The 15,368-nt window shown below is 53.2% G+C and carries 15 protein-coding genes; 14 read left to right on the top strand and 1 reads right to left on the bottom strand.

Going from position 1 to position 15,368, the window contains the following annotated elements; all coding sequences use genetic code 11:
- Positions 1–69: 69 nt before the first annotated feature.
- From sdhC to sucD, 11 genes are all read left to right on the top strand, one after another.
- On the top strand, positions 70–444 hold the full coding sequence (gene sdhC, locus G482_RS0116120) for a succinate dehydrogenase, cytochrome b556 subunit (protein ID WP_028450892.1): 375 nt from the start codon (positions 70–72) through the stop codon (positions 442–444).
- On the top strand, positions 438–785 hold the full coding sequence (gene sdhD / locus G482_RS0116115) for a succinate dehydrogenase, hydrophobic membrane anchor protein (RefSeq protein WP_028450891.1): 348 nt from the start codon (positions 438–440) through the stop codon (positions 783–785). Before sdhC ends, sdhD begins: the two co-directional genes overlap by 7 nt.
- A gap of 2 nt (positions 786–787) precedes the next feature.
- Positions 788–2,563, top strand: a complete 1,776-nt coding sequence (gene sdhA, locus G482_RS0116110; RefSeq protein ID WP_211227668.1) for a succinate dehydrogenase flavoprotein subunit — start codon at positions 788–790, stop codon at positions 2,561–2,563.
- A gap of 13 nt (positions 2,564–2,576) precedes the next feature.
- Positions 2,577–3,290: a succinate dehydrogenase iron-sulfur subunit gene (locus G482_RS0116105; RefSeq protein ID WP_028450889.1), complete on the top strand. Its 714-nt coding sequence runs from the start codon at positions 2,577–2,579 to the stop codon at positions 3,288–3,290.
- A 69-nt stretch (positions 3,291–3,359) separates the two neighbouring features.
- Positions 3,360–3,605: an FAD assembly factor SdhE gene (locus tag G482_RS0116100; RefSeq protein ID WP_028450888.1), complete on the top strand. Its 246-nt coding sequence runs from the start codon at positions 3,360–3,362 to the stop codon at positions 3,603–3,605.
- Between the two features lie 41 nt (positions 3,606–3,646).
- Positions 3,647–4,933 carry a citrate synthase gene (gene gltA / locus G482_RS0116095; RefSeq protein WP_028450887.1) on the top strand — a complete coding sequence of 429 codons (1,287 nt, stop codon included), beginning with the start codon at positions 3,647–3,649 and terminating at the stop codon, positions 4,931–4,933.
- A 107-nt stretch (positions 4,934–5,040) separates the two neighbouring features.
- Positions 5,041–7,848, top strand: a complete 2,808-nt coding sequence (locus G482_RS0116090; protein WP_028450886.1) for a 2-oxoglutarate dehydrogenase E1 component — start codon at positions 5,041–5,043, stop codon at positions 7,846–7,848.
- Between the two features lie 101 nt (positions 7,849–7,949).
- Complete coding sequence (odhB, locus tag G482_RS0116085; protein WP_028450885.1) at positions 7,950–9,143, top strand: 2-oxoglutarate dehydrogenase complex dihydrolipoyllysine-residue succinyltransferase; 1,194 nt, start codon at positions 7,950–7,952, stop codon at positions 9,141–9,143.
- Between the two features lie 96 nt (positions 9,144–9,239).
- On the top strand, positions 9,240–10,673 hold the full coding sequence (lpdA, locus tag G482_RS0116080) for a dihydrolipoyl dehydrogenase (protein ID WP_028450884.1): 1,434 nt from the start codon (positions 9,240–9,242) through the stop codon (positions 10,671–10,673).
- A 134-nt stretch (positions 10,674–10,807) separates the two neighbouring features.
- Positions 10,808–11,977 (top strand): ADP-forming succinate--CoA ligase subunit beta, encoded by a 1,170-nt coding sequence (gene sucC / locus G482_RS0116075; protein WP_028450883.1) that lies wholly within the window; start codon positions 10,808–10,810, stop codon positions 11,975–11,977.
- 22 nt (positions 11,978–11,999) lie between these two features.
- On the top strand, positions 12,000–12,884 hold the full coding sequence (gene sucD / locus G482_RS0116070; RefSeq protein ID WP_028450882.1) for a succinate--CoA ligase subunit alpha: 885 nt from the start codon (positions 12,000–12,002) through the stop codon (positions 12,882–12,884).
- A 132-nt stretch (positions 12,885–13,016) separates the two neighbouring features.
- On the opposite strand, the gene G482_RS0116065 is transcribed toward sucD, so the two are convergent.
- Positions 13,017–13,313 (bottom strand): hypothetical protein, encoded by a 297-nt coding sequence (locus tag G482_RS0116065; RefSeq protein WP_028450881.1) that lies wholly within the window; start codon positions 13,311–13,313, stop codon positions 13,017–13,019.
- A 256-nt stretch (positions 13,314–13,569) separates the two neighbouring features.
- Here G482_RS0116065 and G482_RS19890 point away from each other — a divergent pair, with 256 nt between their 5' ends.
- From G482_RS19890 to G482_RS0116050, 3 genes are all read left to right on the top strand, one after another.
- Positions 13,570–13,872: a hypothetical protein gene (locus G482_RS19890; RefSeq protein ID WP_028450880.1), complete on the top strand. Its 303-nt coding sequence runs from the start codon at positions 13,570–13,572 to the stop codon at positions 13,870–13,872.
- 13 nt (positions 13,873–13,885) lie between these two features.
- The gene (locus tag G482_RS0116055; RefSeq protein WP_028450879.1) at positions 13,886–14,701 is read left to right on the top strand and encodes an Imm49 family immunity protein; all 816 of its coding nucleotides are present in this window, start codon (positions 13,886–13,888) and stop codon (positions 14,699–14,701) included.
- A gap of 74 nt (positions 14,702–14,775) precedes the next feature.
- Complete coding sequence (locus G482_RS0116050) at positions 14,776–15,150, top strand: hypothetical protein (protein WP_028450878.1); 375 nt, start codon at positions 14,776–14,778, stop codon at positions 15,148–15,150.
- The last annotated feature ends 218 nt before the right edge of the window (positions 15,151–15,368 follow it).

The following is a 15,368-nucleotide window of genomic DNA, read 5'->3' as shown; positions in this document are numbered from 1 at the left end:
TGATGTGCGTCAGGAAATCAGTAGTGCAGTAGTTTCTTTTTGTTTGGTCAATACAGAGGAATAGAGCGTATGCAAAAAGCACGCCCCAAGCACCTCGCGCTGTGGCAGATCCGTTTGCCATTGCCGGGGATTGTGTCCATTCTGCACCGCGTCAGCGGCGCGCTGATGTTCGCAGCCATCCCTTTCATGCTTTATGCACTGGAAGGTTCACTGTCATCAGCTGAGCGCTTTGAGGCATTCAAGGCCTGTATTGCCCATCCGCTGGTTAAGTTGTTCCTCTTGGCGGTGCTCTGGGCTTATCTGCACCACGCCTGTGCGGGTTTCCGTTTTCTGCTGCTGGATATTCATAAAGGCACCGATCTGCCAACCGCTCGCCTGAGTGCGAAGCTGGTATTGGCGGTGAGCCTGACACTGACCGTGATTATTGGGGTGCTGACATGGTAAATCGTCATGTAGTTGGCGCGCACTACGGTTTGCGCGATTGGCTGGTGCAACGTGTTACCGCCGTGATTATGCTGGCTTACACCATCGGTGTGCTGGCTTTTATTTTGTTGGCTAATGGCGCGTCTTTCGAAGCCTGGCAAACCCTGTTCGCCTGTACCTGGGTGAAAGTGGTGACCACCGTTACCCTGTTTGCCTTGCTGTGGCATGCCTGGGTTGGTGTGCGCGATATCTGGATGGATTACATCAAGCCGGTGGGCTTGCGCCTGACCATGCACGTACTGACGTTGCTGTGGCTGGCCGGTAGTCTCGTTTACATGGTTAAAGTAGTGTGGGGTGTATGAAGATGAGCAGCATTCCTGTTCGCAAGTTTGACGCCATTATTGTTGGCGCGGGCGGTGCTGGTCTGCGCGCCGCATTGCAGCTCTCTGAGGCGGGTATGAAAACCGCCGTACTGTCGAAAGTATTCCCAACCCGTTCGCATACTGTTGCGGCGCAGGGTGGTGTTTCGGCATCGCTGGGTAATTCTGAGCCAGATCACTGGCACTGGCATATGTACGACACCGTCAAAGGGTCGGACTGGCTGGGTGACCAAGACGCGATCGAATTTATGTGCCGCGAAGCGCCCAATGTGGTGATCGAGCTTGAGCATTTCGGTATGCCATTCGATCGCAACTCGGACGGTACGATCTACCAGCGTCCGTTTGGCGGCCACATGAGCAACTTCGGTGAAAAACCAGTGCGTCGCGCCTGTGCAGCCGCAGACCGGACTGGTCACGCCATGTTGCACGCTTTGTACCAACGTAATGTACGCGCTAACACGCAATTCTTTGTGGAGTGGATGGCGCTGGACCTGATTCGCGATAGCGAAGGCAATGTGCAGGGCGTGGTAGCCATGGAAATGGAAACCTCGGAAATCGTGATTTTCCAAGCCAAAGCCACGCTGTTTGCGACTGGTGGTGCGGGCCGGATCTTCGCTTCATCGACCAATGCCTTTATCAATACCGGTGATGGCTTGGGTATGGCAGCGCGGGCCGGTATTCCGCTGGAAGACATGGAATTCTGGCAATTCCACCCCACCGGCGTAGCCGGTGCTGGCGTGTTGATTACCGAAGGTGTTCGCGGCGAAGGCGGTATCTTGCGCAATGCCAACGGCGAGCGCTTTATGGAGCGCTATGCGCCAAACGCCAAAGACCTAGCTTCACGCGACGTGGTTTCGCGTGCGATGGTAACCGAGATTAACGAAGGCCGTGGCTGTGGTCCGAACAAAGATCACGTACTGCTCGACATCACTCACCTCGATCCAGAAGTGATCATGTCAAAACTGCCAGGTATCCGCGAGATTTCGATCAAGTTTGCCGGTGTTGATCCAATCAAAGCGCCAATCCCAGTAGTGCCAACCTGTCACTATCAGATGGGCGGGATTCCGACCAACTACCGCGGCGAAGTCGTGGTGGAAGATCAGGTGGTGAAAGGCTTCTATGCCGCCGGCGAATGTGCATGTGCATCAGTTCACGGCGCGAATCGCCTCGGTACCAACTCGCTGCTCGACTTGCTGGTGTTTGGTAAATCATCCGGCAACAGCATGATCGACTTCATCAAAGGTCAGCCAAAAGATCTGCCTGAGCTGGTGATGAACGACGTTGAGCGCTCAGTAGCGCGCGTAGCTCGTCTGGATAACCAAACTCAGGGCGCCAATGTCAATGAAGCCCGCACTGCGATGCAGCGCACGATGCAAGCGCACTGTGGCGTATTCCGCTTCAATGACATGCTGCAAGAAGGCGTGAAGAAAATCCTCGAAGTGGAAGTGATGGTGAAAAACACCGTGATCGCCGACAAATCGAAAACCTTCAACACGGCCCGTCTGGAAGCACTGGAACTCGAAAATCTGATCGAAGTGGCCAAAGCCACCATGATCTCTGCCGAGGCGCGCAAAGAATCACGTGGTGCCCACGTGCGTGATGATGCGGCAGATACCGCAGAAAACCCGAACGGCCGTGATGACCAGAACTGGTTGAAACACACTCTGTGGCATCGCGAAGGCAATCGTCTGACCTACAAGCCCGTAAATCTGAAACCGCTGAGCGTCGAGACGATCGCGCTGAAGACCCGTTCGTACTAAGAGGTTGCTGAAGATGACTACCCAAACCGTTAAATTCCGCATTTACCGCTACGATCCGGATAAAGACGCTAAGCCGTACATGCAAGACATCAGTGTAGAAGTCGATCCAAGCACCGAGCGCAAACTGCTCGACGCGCTGGTGAAACTCAAAGTGGTGGACGAATCACTGTCATTCCGCCGTTCATGCCGCGAGGGCGTGTGTGGCTCGGATGCGATGAACATCAACGGCAAAAATGGCCTGGCCTGTATTACCGATCTGGCCAGCCTGAAACAGCCGATTGAAGTGCGCCCATTGCCAGGCCTGCCGGTGGTACGCGATCTGATCGTCGACATGACGCAGTTCTTCAAGCAATACCACTCGATCAAGCCGTATGTGATCAACAACAGCCCGGCGCCCGATCGCGAACGCCTGCAAAGCCAGGAAGATCGCAAAGAGCTTGATGGCTTGTATGAGTGTATTCTGTGCGCTTGCTGTTCGACATCTTGCCCGTCATTCTGGTGGAATCCGGATAAATTCGTCGGCCCAGCCGGTTTGCTGGCGGCGTATCGCTTTATTGCTGATACCCGCGATGAAGCAACCAGCGAGCGTCTGGATGATCTGGAAGACCCGTATCGCCTGTTCCGTTGCCACAGCATCATGAACTGTGTGGATGTGTGCCCGAAAGAGCTCAATCCAACCAAAGCGATCGGCAAGATCAAAGACCTGATGGTCAAACGCATTAGTTGATGTAAGGGGTATAGCCCTGCAGGCCAAGGTCAGTTGAGCTTGCAGGGATATACCCGCCTGGGGTGAGAAATGGATGAAGTAGACCTCAAGCGCATTCTGTGGCGCTCCCGCCGCGGTTTGCTCGAGCTGGATCTGCAGCTCGAACGATTTGTTGAACAGGTTCTGCCAACCTTGACCACCGCCGAGCTGGCCGTTTACGAACAAGTTCTGATGCTGCCAGACTGGGATTTTCTAGAGTATGTGAATGGCAAGTCGGTCTGCCCGGACCCGGAGCTTGCTACGATGATCGCGCGCATTAGTGCGGCACAACAATAATGGACCTCGGCATCGCCGAGCCGTTTTACAGGAGCAACACGATGGATAAGAAAGTCACACTGACTTACAACGATGGCCAGGACACACTGGAGTTCCCGGTTCTCAATTCAACGCTGGGCCCGGATGTAGTCGACATCCGCAGCTTCTCCAAAACCGGTATGTTCACGTTTGACCCCGGTTTCTTGGCGACCGCCAGCTGCGAATCGAAAATCACTTTCATCGATGGTGACAAAGGTCAGTTGTACTATCGCGGTTATCCAATCGAGCAATTGGCTGAAGAAGCTGATTACCTGGAAGTATGTTATCTGCTGATCAACGGTGAGCTGCCAAACCAAGCGCAAAAAGCCGAGTTTGAAAAAACCGTGATGAGCCACACCATGGTGCACGAGCAACTGACGGCCTTCTTCAAAGGCTTCCGTCGTGATTCGCACCCAATGGCCATGATGGTGGGTGTGGTGGGTGCGCTGTCAGCGTTCTACCAAGACAGCCTGGATATCAGCAACCCAGAACACCGCAAAGTGGCGATGTTCCGTCTGATCTCTAAGATCCCAACGATTGCCGCCATGTGCTATCGCTACAACCAAGGTCTGCCATTCGTTTACCCACGTAACGATCTGAGCTACACCGCGAACTTCATGCACATGATGTTCTCAACTCCGTGCGAAAAATACGAACCAAACCCAGTTCTGGTGCGCGCACTGGACGTGATCTTCACACTGCACGCTGACCACGAGCAAAACGCGTCAACCTCAACTGTACGTCTGGCTGGCTCTTCTGGCGCCAACCCATTTGCGTGTATCGCTGCCGGTATCGCTTGTCTGTGGGGCCCATCGCACGGCGGCGCTAACGAAGCTGTACTGCTGATGCTGGACGAAATCGGTGCGGTTGAAAACGTACCGGCCTTTATGGAAGGCGTGAAAGCGAAAACCCACAAACTGATGGGCTTTGGTCACCGTGTTTACAAAAACATGGACCCACGCGCCAATGTAATGCGCCGCATCTGTCACGAAGTATTGAACGAACTCGGTCTGCAAGACGATCCGAAGTTCAAACTGGCGATGGAGCTGGAAAAAATCGCGCTGGAAGATCCGTACTTCATCGAGCGCAAGCTGTATCCAAACGTCGACTTCTACTCAGGGATCGTGCAATCAGCGCTGGGTATCCCAGTGCCGATGTTCACCGTGATCTTCGCGCTGGCACGTACCGTGGGCTGGATCAGCCACTGGAACGAAATGATTTCCGATCCAGGCATGAAGATTGGTCGTCCGCGCCAGCAATACACCGGCGCCGAGAAACGCGACTACGTACCTTTGGATAAACGCGGCTAATTGCGCGTTGCGGCGCCGACAGGATGGCGGCGCCGCGGCAATGACCGGCTAATGGCGAAGCAGGGAAGACAACCTGCGCCAGCAGCACACAACGGAAATACACGGCAATGATGAAAGAACTTTCAACCAACTCCCAGCTGTTTGGTGGGAATGCGCCGTTCGTCGAAGAACTGTACGAACAATATCTGATCGACCCCTCGTCGGTCGATGCGCAATGGCGCGGCTATTTTGACCAGCTGCAGCAAACTCCGGGCGCGGTAGCGCGCGACGTTGTGCGGGCCCCGATCGAAGAGTCGTTCCGCCAACTGGCGCGTCAACCTCTGCGCGCGGTCGGTGTGGCTGATGAAGCCGCCACCGAGCGCCAAGTGAACCTGCTGCGCCTGATTTCAGCCTACCGCATTATGGGTAGCCGTCAGGCGAAACTCGATCCGCTGCAGCGGATGGATAAAGTCGCAGCCCCCGAGCTCGACCCGAAAACCCACGGCCTGACCGACAGCGATATGGCGATCAAGCTGGGTACCAATATCAATGGTCTCGAGCGTGCTACGCCGACTGAAGTGCTGGGCTTTCTGCAGCAAACCTACTGCGGCACCGTGGGTCTGGAATATATGCACATCACCAATGGTGATGAGCGCAAATGGGTGCAAGAATTTTTCGAATCGCGTCGCTCGCAGCCAAGTTTTAATGTTGAGCAGAAAAAGCGCATTCTGAAGCAAGTGACTGCGGCCGAAACGCTGGAACAGTACCTGCACAAAAAATACGTAGGTCAAAAACGCTTCTCGCTGGAAGGCGGTGATAGCATGATTCCTGCGGTCGATTACCTTGCTCAAGCTGCTGGCGCCGCCGGCGTGCAGGAAATCGTGATCGGGATGGCTCACCGTGGTCGTCTGAACATGCTGGTAAATATCCTGGGCAAACAGCCACGCGATTTGTTCGGCGAGTTTGAAGGCCGCTACAACACCCAGCTGGCTTCCGGCGACGTGAAATACCATATGGGTTTCAGCTCGGATATTCCTACCCCAGGTGGCCCACTGCACCTAACTTTGGCTTTCAACCCATCGCATCTGGAAATCGTGAATCCAGTAGTCGAAGGCTCTGTGCGCGCGCGTCAGCATCGCCGTAAAGACCTGACTGGCGATCAAGTATTGCCACTGTTGATCCACGGTGATTCAGCCTTTATCGGTCTGGGTACTAACCAAGGCACGTTCAATCTGTCACAAACCCGTGGTTACGGTACCGGCGGTACGGTGCATCTGGTGATCAACAACCAGGTGGGCTTCACTACCTCGGATATCCGCGATAACCGCTCTAGTTTGTACAGCACCGACATCGCCAAGATGGTAGAAGCACCGATTCTGCACGTGAACGGTGATGATCCTGAATCAGTGTGTCTGTGCATGGAAGCGGCGCTGCAATATCGCCAGAAATTCCACAAAGACGTGGTTATCGACCTGGTTTGCTACCGCAAACACGGCCACAACGAAGCGGATGATCCGTTTGTCACTCAGCCGATGATGTACAAAAAAGTGGCGGCCCACCCTGGCCCGCGCAAAGTGTACGCCGATCAGCTGATCGCTCAGGGCGTGGTTACTCAGGCTGAAGCCGAAGGCATGATTCAGGCTTACCGTGATGCGCTGGACCGTGGCGAGCACGTTGAACAAACCACGCTCACCGACTACAAACGCTCATACGCGCAAGACTGGACCAAATATCTAGGTACCCACTGGCGTCATCCGGTGAATACTTCGGTACCACAAGCGGATCTGGTGCGCTTGACCGAGAAATTCACCAGCATTCCAAATGGCTTTAAGCTGCGTGCCAACGTTGAGAAAATCATCAAAGAGCGCGTGCAGATGGCTAAAGGCGAGCTGCCGGTGGATTGGGGTATGGCCGAGCATCTGGCGTATTCCACCCTGCTGACCGAAGGCATCGGTGTACGTATTTCTGGTGAAGACTCTGGCCGCGGTACGTTTAACCACCGTCACGCCGTGTTGCACGATCAAAACCGCGAGAAGTGGGATCAAGGTACTTTCGTGCCATTGCAACACCTGTCGGATAACCAAGGCCACTTCCTGGCGATCGATTCGATCCTGAATGAAGAAGCGGTATTGGCTTTTGAATACGGCTACGCGTGTTCAGCGCCCGATGAGCTGACCATCTGGGAAGCGCAGTTTGGTGACTTCGCCAACGGCGCGCAGGTGGTGATTGATCAGTTCATTACCTCGGGCGAAACCAAATGGGGCCGTCTGTGTGGCCTGACCATGATGTTGCCGCACGGCTACGATGGCCAAGGCCCAGAGCACTCGTCTGCGCGCGTTGAGCGTTATCTGCAGCTGTGTGCCGAGCACAATGTGCAAGTGGTGATGCTGTCTGAATCAGCGCAGATGTTCCACGCACTGCGCCGCCAAATGCTGCGCCCATATCGCAAGCCGCTGATCATCATCATGAGCAAGCGTCTGCTGAAAGCGAAAAACGCTTCTAGCCCGATCGAGCACTTCACCAGCGGCGAATTCCGCCCCGTGATTGGCGAGGCGCAAGACATCGATGCGAAGAAAGTGAAACGCGTGATTTGCTGTTCCGGTCAGGTGTATTACGACCTGCTGGCCGGCCGCACCGAGCGCGATATCAAAGACATCGCGATTGTGCGGATCGAGCAGCTGTACCCATTCCCAGCCGAAGAGTTGCAAGCCGAATTGGCCAAATACTCGAATGCCAAGGAAATCATGTGGGTACAGGAAGAGCCGAAAAATCAGGGCGCCTGGTACCAGATTCGCCACCGCCTCGAAGCAGTGCTGGCACCTAAGCAAGCGCTGAGCTTCGCCGGCCGACCTTCTTCAGCTTCACCGGCGGTTGGCTATATGAGTAAGCACAATGCTCAGCTCAAAGCCTTCGTCGAAGAGGCCATGACCTTGTAATCCAGCACGCGGCACCCGCAAGGGTGGCCGCGTTTTTGGCGTTTGCCGCTCCAGCGTGGGGGCAAACCAGCAGTATTAAAAAATTGACCGGAGTAAATCCAATGAGCGTAATCGAAGTCGTTGTACCTCAGCTGCCAGAATCCGTATCCGAAGCCACCCTGATTTCTTGGAAAAAGAAAGTCGGTGAAGCGGTTGCCCGTGATGAAAACCTGATCGACATCGAAACCGACAAAGTCGTGCTCGAAATCCCTGCGCCGCAAGCCGGCGTGCTGACCGAAATCGTGGCGCAAGATGGCGCTACCGTTGGCAGCCTGCAAGTAATTGCCAAGATTGATACCGCCGCTGTCGCCGCAGCGGCGCCAGCGGCTGCCGCACCGGCCGCAGCCCCTGTTGCCGCGGCTGCTACAGCTGCAGCGCCTGCTGCCGCAGTAGCCGGCAGCAGCGCTATGCCTGCTGCGAAAAAACTCGCCGCTGATGCGGGCGTGAACGTAAACGACGTGGCTGGTACTGGCCGCGGTGGTCGCGTATTGAAAGAAGACGTACAAAACCATCTGGCTAAGCCCGCTGCGCCTGCAGTGGCCGTGCCAGCCGGTGAGCGCCCAGAGCAGCGCGTGCCAATGAGCCGTCTGCGTGCCCGCGTGGCCGAGCGTCTGCTGCAATCACAACAAACCAACGCCATCCTGACGACCTTCAACGAAGTCAACATGAAGCCGCTGATGGATCTGCGCAATAAATACAAAGACAAGTTCGAAAAAGAGCACGGTGTGAAACTGGGCTTTATGGGCTTCTTTGTGAAAGCCGCCGTTGCTGCGCTGAAAAAATACCCGATCGTGAATGCCTCGGTCGATGGCAACGACATCGTTTACCACGGTTACTTCGATATCGGTGTAGCGGTAGGTAGCCCACGTGGTCTGGTAGTACCGATTATCCGTAACGCCGACCAGCTGAGCCTGGCTGACATCGAGAAAACCATTGCTGACTTTGGCAAACGCGCGCAAGAAGGCAAGCTGGGCGTCGAAGAGCTGACTGGCGGTACTTACACCATCTCGAATGGCGGTACCTTTGGCTCGATGATGTCTACGCCGATCATCAACCCACCACAATCAGCCATTCTGGGCATGCACGCGACCAAAGAGCGCGCCGTGGTAGAAAACGGTCAAGTTGTGGCTCGTCCGATCATGTATCTGGCGCAATCTTACGATCACCGTATCATCGACGGTCGCGAAGCCGTACTGAGCTTGGTGGCGATCAAAGATGCGATCGAAGATCCAGCGCGCCTGTTGCTGGACCTGTAAGCCTATTGCTAGGGGTATAGCTCTGTAGGCTATATACCTGTTTGCTTGTAATGAGATACCCCGGCTGGCTGGTCAGCCGGGCACACAGGAAAAAACATGTCACAATCATTTGACGTCATCGTAATCGGCGCAGGCCCTGGCGGCTATGTGGCGGCGATTCGTGCGGCACAGCTGGGTTTTACTACCGCGTGTATCGACGAATTCAAAAACAAGGAAGGCAAAGCGTCACTCGGTGGCACTTGCCTGAACGTGGGTTGTATTCCATCCAAAGCCCTGCTCGAATCTTCAGAAAACGTTGAGCGTGTTGAGCACAAATTCGCCGCACACGGCATTACCGTGGAAGGCATGAAATTTGATGTGGGCACCATGCTCGAGCGCAAAAACGGCATCGTGAGCAAGCTGACCCAAGGGATTGGTTATTTGTTCAAAAAGAACAAAGTGACCAGCCTGCATGGCCACGGCAAGATCGTGGGCCGCAACGGCGACAAATGGCAACTGGAAGTGGCGGATGGCGAACAAGTGCAAGTGGTAGAAGCCACGCACGTGATTCTGGCTACCGGCTCAACCCCACGCCAGCTGCCACAAGCCCCAGTCGATAACGTACTGGTGCTGGATAACGAAGGCGCGCTGTCGATTCCAGCCGTACCAAAACGTCTGGGCGTGATTGGCGCGGGTGTGATTGGTCTGGAAATGGGCTCGGTGTGGAAACGTCTGGGCTCGGAAGTCACCATTCTGGAAGGCGCGCCTGGTTTCTTGTTGGCCGCTGACGAAGCCATCGCCAAAGAAGCACACAAAATCTTCACCAAAGACCTCGGTCTGGTGATTAAAACCAGCCTGAAAATCGGCAATGTGACCAAGGGCGCGAACGACGTGACCGTGGAATACAGCGATGCAGATGGCAATGCGTTTACCGAAACCTTCGACAAGCTGATTGTTTCAATCGGCCGCGTACCGAACACCTGGAATCTGGCTGCAGACAGCGTTGGTCTGCCGCTGGACGAGCGTGGTTTCGTGGTGGTGGATGGCGAATGCCGCACCAGCCTGCCTAATCTGTGGGCGATTGGTGACGTAGTCCGTGGCCCGATGCTGGCGCACAAAGCCTCGGAAGAGGGCGTGGCCGTGGCGGAGCGTATTGCTGGTCAGCACCCACATATTGATTTCAACACCGTGCCGTGGGTGATCTACACCAGCCCAGAAATGGCCTGGGTAGGTAAAACCGAGCAAGCGCTGAAAGCCGAAGGCGTTGAATACAAAAAAGGCCAATTCCCATTCAGCCCGAACGGCCGTGCGCTGGGCTTGGGTGAGACTGCCGGTTTTGTGAAAATGCTGGCGTGCGCCAAAACCGACCGCATTTTGGGCGTGCATATCATCGGCCCATTTGCGTCTGAGCTGATTACCGAAGCCGTGGTGGCAATGGAATTTAACGCCTCGGCCGAAGACATCGCCCGCATCGTGCACGCGCACCCGTCACTGGCCGAAGCCATGCACGAAGCGGCGCTCGGTTGCGACAAGCGCGGTCTGCACTCTTAAGCCAAGCGAATCCAAAGGGTTTAACCCTGAGTTAACCCGATTGTAATGGGCCAGGCGGACACTGTCTGGCCTACGTAGTACGAAACGGCAGCGTGAGCTGCCCCAAACACACTCCTCACAAAGGATAAATTGAGATGAATCTGCACGAGTATCAAGCCAAGGAACTGCTGGCGAAATATGGTCTGCCAGTCCAGAAAGGGATTCTGGCGCACACTGCTGAAGAAGCCGCGGCTGCCTACGATACGCTGGGCGGTAAATTCGCCGTGGTGAAAGCGCAAGTGCACGCGGGTGGCCGTGGTAAAGCTGGTGGCGTAAAAGTAGTAAAAAGCCGTGAAGAAGCAGCGGCTGAAGCTACCCGCCTGATCGGCACCAACTTGGTTACTTACCAGACTGATGCCAACGGCCAGCCGGTCAACAGCGTACTGGTGTGTGAAGACATGTACCCAGTACAACGCGAGCTGTATCTGGGCGCGGTAGTCGATCGTGGTACTCAGCGCATCGTATTCATGGCCTCAACCGAAGGTGGTGTTGAGATCGAGAAAGTGGCTGAAGAAACCCCAGAAAAAATCATCAAGGTTGAAGTAGATCCGCTGGTTGGCATGCAGCCATATCAAGCGCGTGAAACCGCTTTTGCGCTGGGCCTGGAAGGCGCGCAAATCGGCGCGTTCACCAAGCTGATGCTGGGCGCTTACGATGCTTTCGTTGCCAATGACTTCGCCCTGTTCGAAGTAAACCCACTGGCCCTGCGTGAAAACGGCGAGCTGGCTTGTGTGGATGGCAAAATCAACCTCGACTCAAACGCCCTGTACCGTCACCCAGCGCTGCTGGCGCAACGCGACAAATCGCAAGAAAACGAGCGCGAAGTGAAAGCCTCTGAGTTCGATCTGAACTACGTGGCACTGGAAGGCAATATCGGTTGTATGGTGAATGGCGCCGGTCTGGCGATGGCCACCATGGACATCATCAAACTGAAAGGCGGCCAACCCGCCAACTTCCTGGACGTTGGTGGCGGCGCAACCAAAGAGCGCGTCATCGAAGCCTTCAAACTGATCCTGGCCGATACCTCAGTACAAGGCGTACTGATCAACATCTTCGGTGGTATCGTGCGTTGCGACATGATTGCTGAGGCGATTATCGCGGCCGTGAAAGAAGTGAACGTCACTGTACCTGTAGTGGTTCGTCTGGAAGGTAATAACGCCGAGTTGGGCGCGAAAATCCTCGACGAATCAGGTCTGAAACTGACTTCTGCCCAAGGTCTGAACGACGCAGCCGAGAAAATCGTCGCTGCAGTTGCGGCTTTGTAATCTCAGCACAAAGGGAAAAAAAATGAGCGTTTTAGTAAATAAAGACACCAAAGTGCTGGTGCAAGGTTTCACCGGCAAGAATGGTACTTTCCACGCTGAGCAAGCGCTGAAAGTAGGCACCAAAGTAGTGGGTGGTGTTACTCCAGGTAAGGGCGGCTCAGAGCACCTCGGCCTGCCAGTATTCAACACCATGCGCGACGCCGTAGCGCAGACTCAGGCTGACGCCTCTGTTATCTACGTACCTGCAGCTTTCGCTAAAGACTCGATTCTGGAAGCCGTTGATGCTGGCGTGCAACTGATCGTATGTATTACCGAAGGCGTGCCAACTATCGACATGCTGTACGTGAAAAAAGCCGTGGATGAAGCTGGCGTGCGCCTGATCGGCCCGAACTGCCCAGGTATCATCACCCCGGGCGAGTGCAAGATCGGTATTATGCCGTGGCACATCCACAACCCAGGCCGCATTGGTATCGTGTCACGCTCTGGCACACTGACTTACGAAGCGGTAGCACAAACCACCGCTCTGGGTCTGGGCCAATCAACGTGTATCGGTATCGGCGGCGACCCAATCCCAGGTACTAGCCATATCGACGCGCTGAAACTGTTCCAAGACGATCCTGATACCGACGCGATCGTGATGATCGGTGAGATCGGCGGTACTGCGGAAGAAGAAGCGGCAGAATTCGCTAAATCTTACGTAACCAAGCCAGTTGTTGGTTACATCGCCGGTGTTACTGCGCCGAAAGGCAAACGTATGGGCCACGCTGGCGCGATCATCTCTGGCGGTAAAGGTACTGCTGAAGAGAAATTCAAAGCCTTCGAGCGCGCTGGTATCGCCTACACCCGCAGCCCAGCTGAAATCGGCAAAACCATGTTTGAATTGCTGAAATCAAAAGGCATGATCTAATTCAAGCGTTGAATTGATCTAAATAAAAAAGCCACCCTCGGGTGGCTTTTTTGTGGGTATTTGCTTGATAGCCAAGCAAATATTGGTGTTTGGGTTAATACCATGGGTAGGTATTTACGGCATGGTACTCAATCAGCTGGCCCGGCGCGCCCAATATTGGCGAATGCTGCTCGCAATGCCGGTAAGAAAATAATACAAACCACCCATGCTGTGGGCTTTGTTGTATTCCTCTAGCGGATAAATCATGCCGCTATTGAAATGAGCAATCGCGCTCGCGTCGTCAGCGGCATAAATCATATCGCCATGCACCTCAAAACCAGCCGCCAACAACGCTTCCTTGGCAGCTAGAAAATCGCTACGCTCAGTCGATAAATACCGCACTTCTTTGCTGTGGCCGCTGCCGCGTTGGAAAAACTGATATTTAGCCATGGCTTGATCCTGTTTTTGAACTTGTACTTGGGGCTGCGGGCGCACTGTGCTTGCGTGGCACAAGCTAAATTACAACTAAAGCGCGCCATACATGATTCGAGCATAAATTCGCATGGCTTACGTGTCTATTCGTTTTATCCGAATGCAGTGTCAGTTTTAAGCTGAGGATGGAGATCAAATTGCGCTGGGATATCGGTCGCACAAGGTTTCGGGGAAATATGGTAGTAATAATGGTTTTGATCATGTGCTAATAAAAATGGCTGATGATGGATCTGTGCTAATTCTTGACTCTAAGCAGATGAAAAATATGGCAACCAAGGTCGAGATGAATGCCGCAGGTGGGTTTCCACAGATGTCCGATGGGTGGGTCGTTCAAGTACTGAAAAATCTTAACAATGCTGCTCGTCAAGTAACTGACCCACTACTAAAGGCTGAGTTGATGAAGATATTAAATACTGTAGAGGCGGCACGTGATTCGGGGAACTTTAGTGCTGCTATTATTGCTGTAGATAAAAGCAGTAAAGAATTGATTGCAGTGCCAGTAAAGGTGGGTAAATAAAGGAAATTACAGCATGAGTTTTGAAGAGAAAAAATCGGCAGCGATACTTGATTTGGAATTTTCGTTCGAATCATTATGTAGTGACGAGAGCTTGTTAAGAAAGTTAAAGATTATTGGTGGTTGTCAAGGTAATGTTGTGGCTTGCATGCAGGGCGTTTCCTCTATTGCAGAAAATAAAGCACTTTACTCTTTTTATGCTGAGCGTGATTTAGTAGCATTTCGTCAGTGGATGTACGTTGCTGCAAAAATTGATTTGCATATCCTTCCGCATCGGAGTGAGGGCTATTGGTTTTATCGCTACTGGCTGCCGTTAATGAGTAATAATCGGAGCTTAATTGAACATGTTGCTTGGTATCCTGAACGTTATCCTGAGGGTACGGATTTAGACTTTAGCATTTTATATCAGGATCAGATAAAACCTCGTCACCGCCAACATCAACGCTGGGTTTATCAATTGGCCTTGCGAGGGGATTGGAATCAGTTGCTGATTGAATGTGAAAAAGCACTCACAGATCCACCTAAAAGCACAAAAAAATATGAATTGTGTGATTATCGGTATTTGCAGGCATTAGTCCATAAAGACATAAAAACAATGGAAGAATGTCTTGCTGAGTTATTAATGCCACGAGTTCGTAAGGCGAGAAATGATCTCGCTATCTTGGAGGATTTATTGAGTGTCGATGCTTTGGTATTGTCCAAGTTGGCGTGGTTGCACGGCATAGAAATCGATCCTCAGTCGGATTATGTTCCGCGAGAGTGGTTACCGATGACTCCGAACTTGAGCTATGCAGATCCATATGATTTTATGAACGACATTCAATTACCCTGATGAGCTAAAGATGGACAATCAAAGCGAGCAAGCTAAGCTACGCAGTGAGTTATTCAATAATTATTGCGAACGCAATGGCGCAACGATTTTGCCGGGTCGTTGGGGGGGACAACAACGATCAACTGGCCATTTATCAAGGTGCAGACCGCCTTTTGATTTTGCTGGGGCTAAAAACTCAAGTAGATGTTGATTCAGATTTGCAATTGGATACTCAATCTCTTGGTGCACACCTACAATTTTCTAATGCATGGATGCGGGTGTTAATTTTCTCATTACAGCAAAGTACTAATACGATGGCCTCTGCACAGCAAATCAATGATGCTTGGCATGGTGAAAAATTAGGTGGGGTCATATTGTATTTACGCCTAAGCGACGAAAGTTTGCATGCCTTGCCACTGGAAGTCGAGGCTGATGGTTCGCAAAAAGCCACAAATCGCGGCAAGGTGTAATCAAGTCGACCGTGTTTTGTACGGCCGTACGGTTCAATCGCGATAGTCTCTCGAACACACTTCTGCCGTAGGGTGCCGATCAGCGTAGCGAATTGCACCGCAAGCTGCGGTATATAAAAAGCCAAGTAAATCAATGGGGGCAAACTCGATTGATTTCTGGTTTTCTCCAGAAGCAATAGAGTCTCCTTAATGGAGGGTGTGCAGAATTTTGTGTAAAT

It is taken from the genome of Chitinibacter tainanensis DSM 15459, from assembly GCF_000429785.1.
In the GTDB taxonomy this organism is placed as follows: domain Bacteria; phylum Pseudomonadota; class Gammaproteobacteria; order Burkholderiales; family Chitinibacteraceae; genus Chitinibacter; species Chitinibacter tainanensis.
Note: the sequence above shows the minus strand (reverse complement) of the source record. Positions and strands in the feature narration are given on the sequence as shown.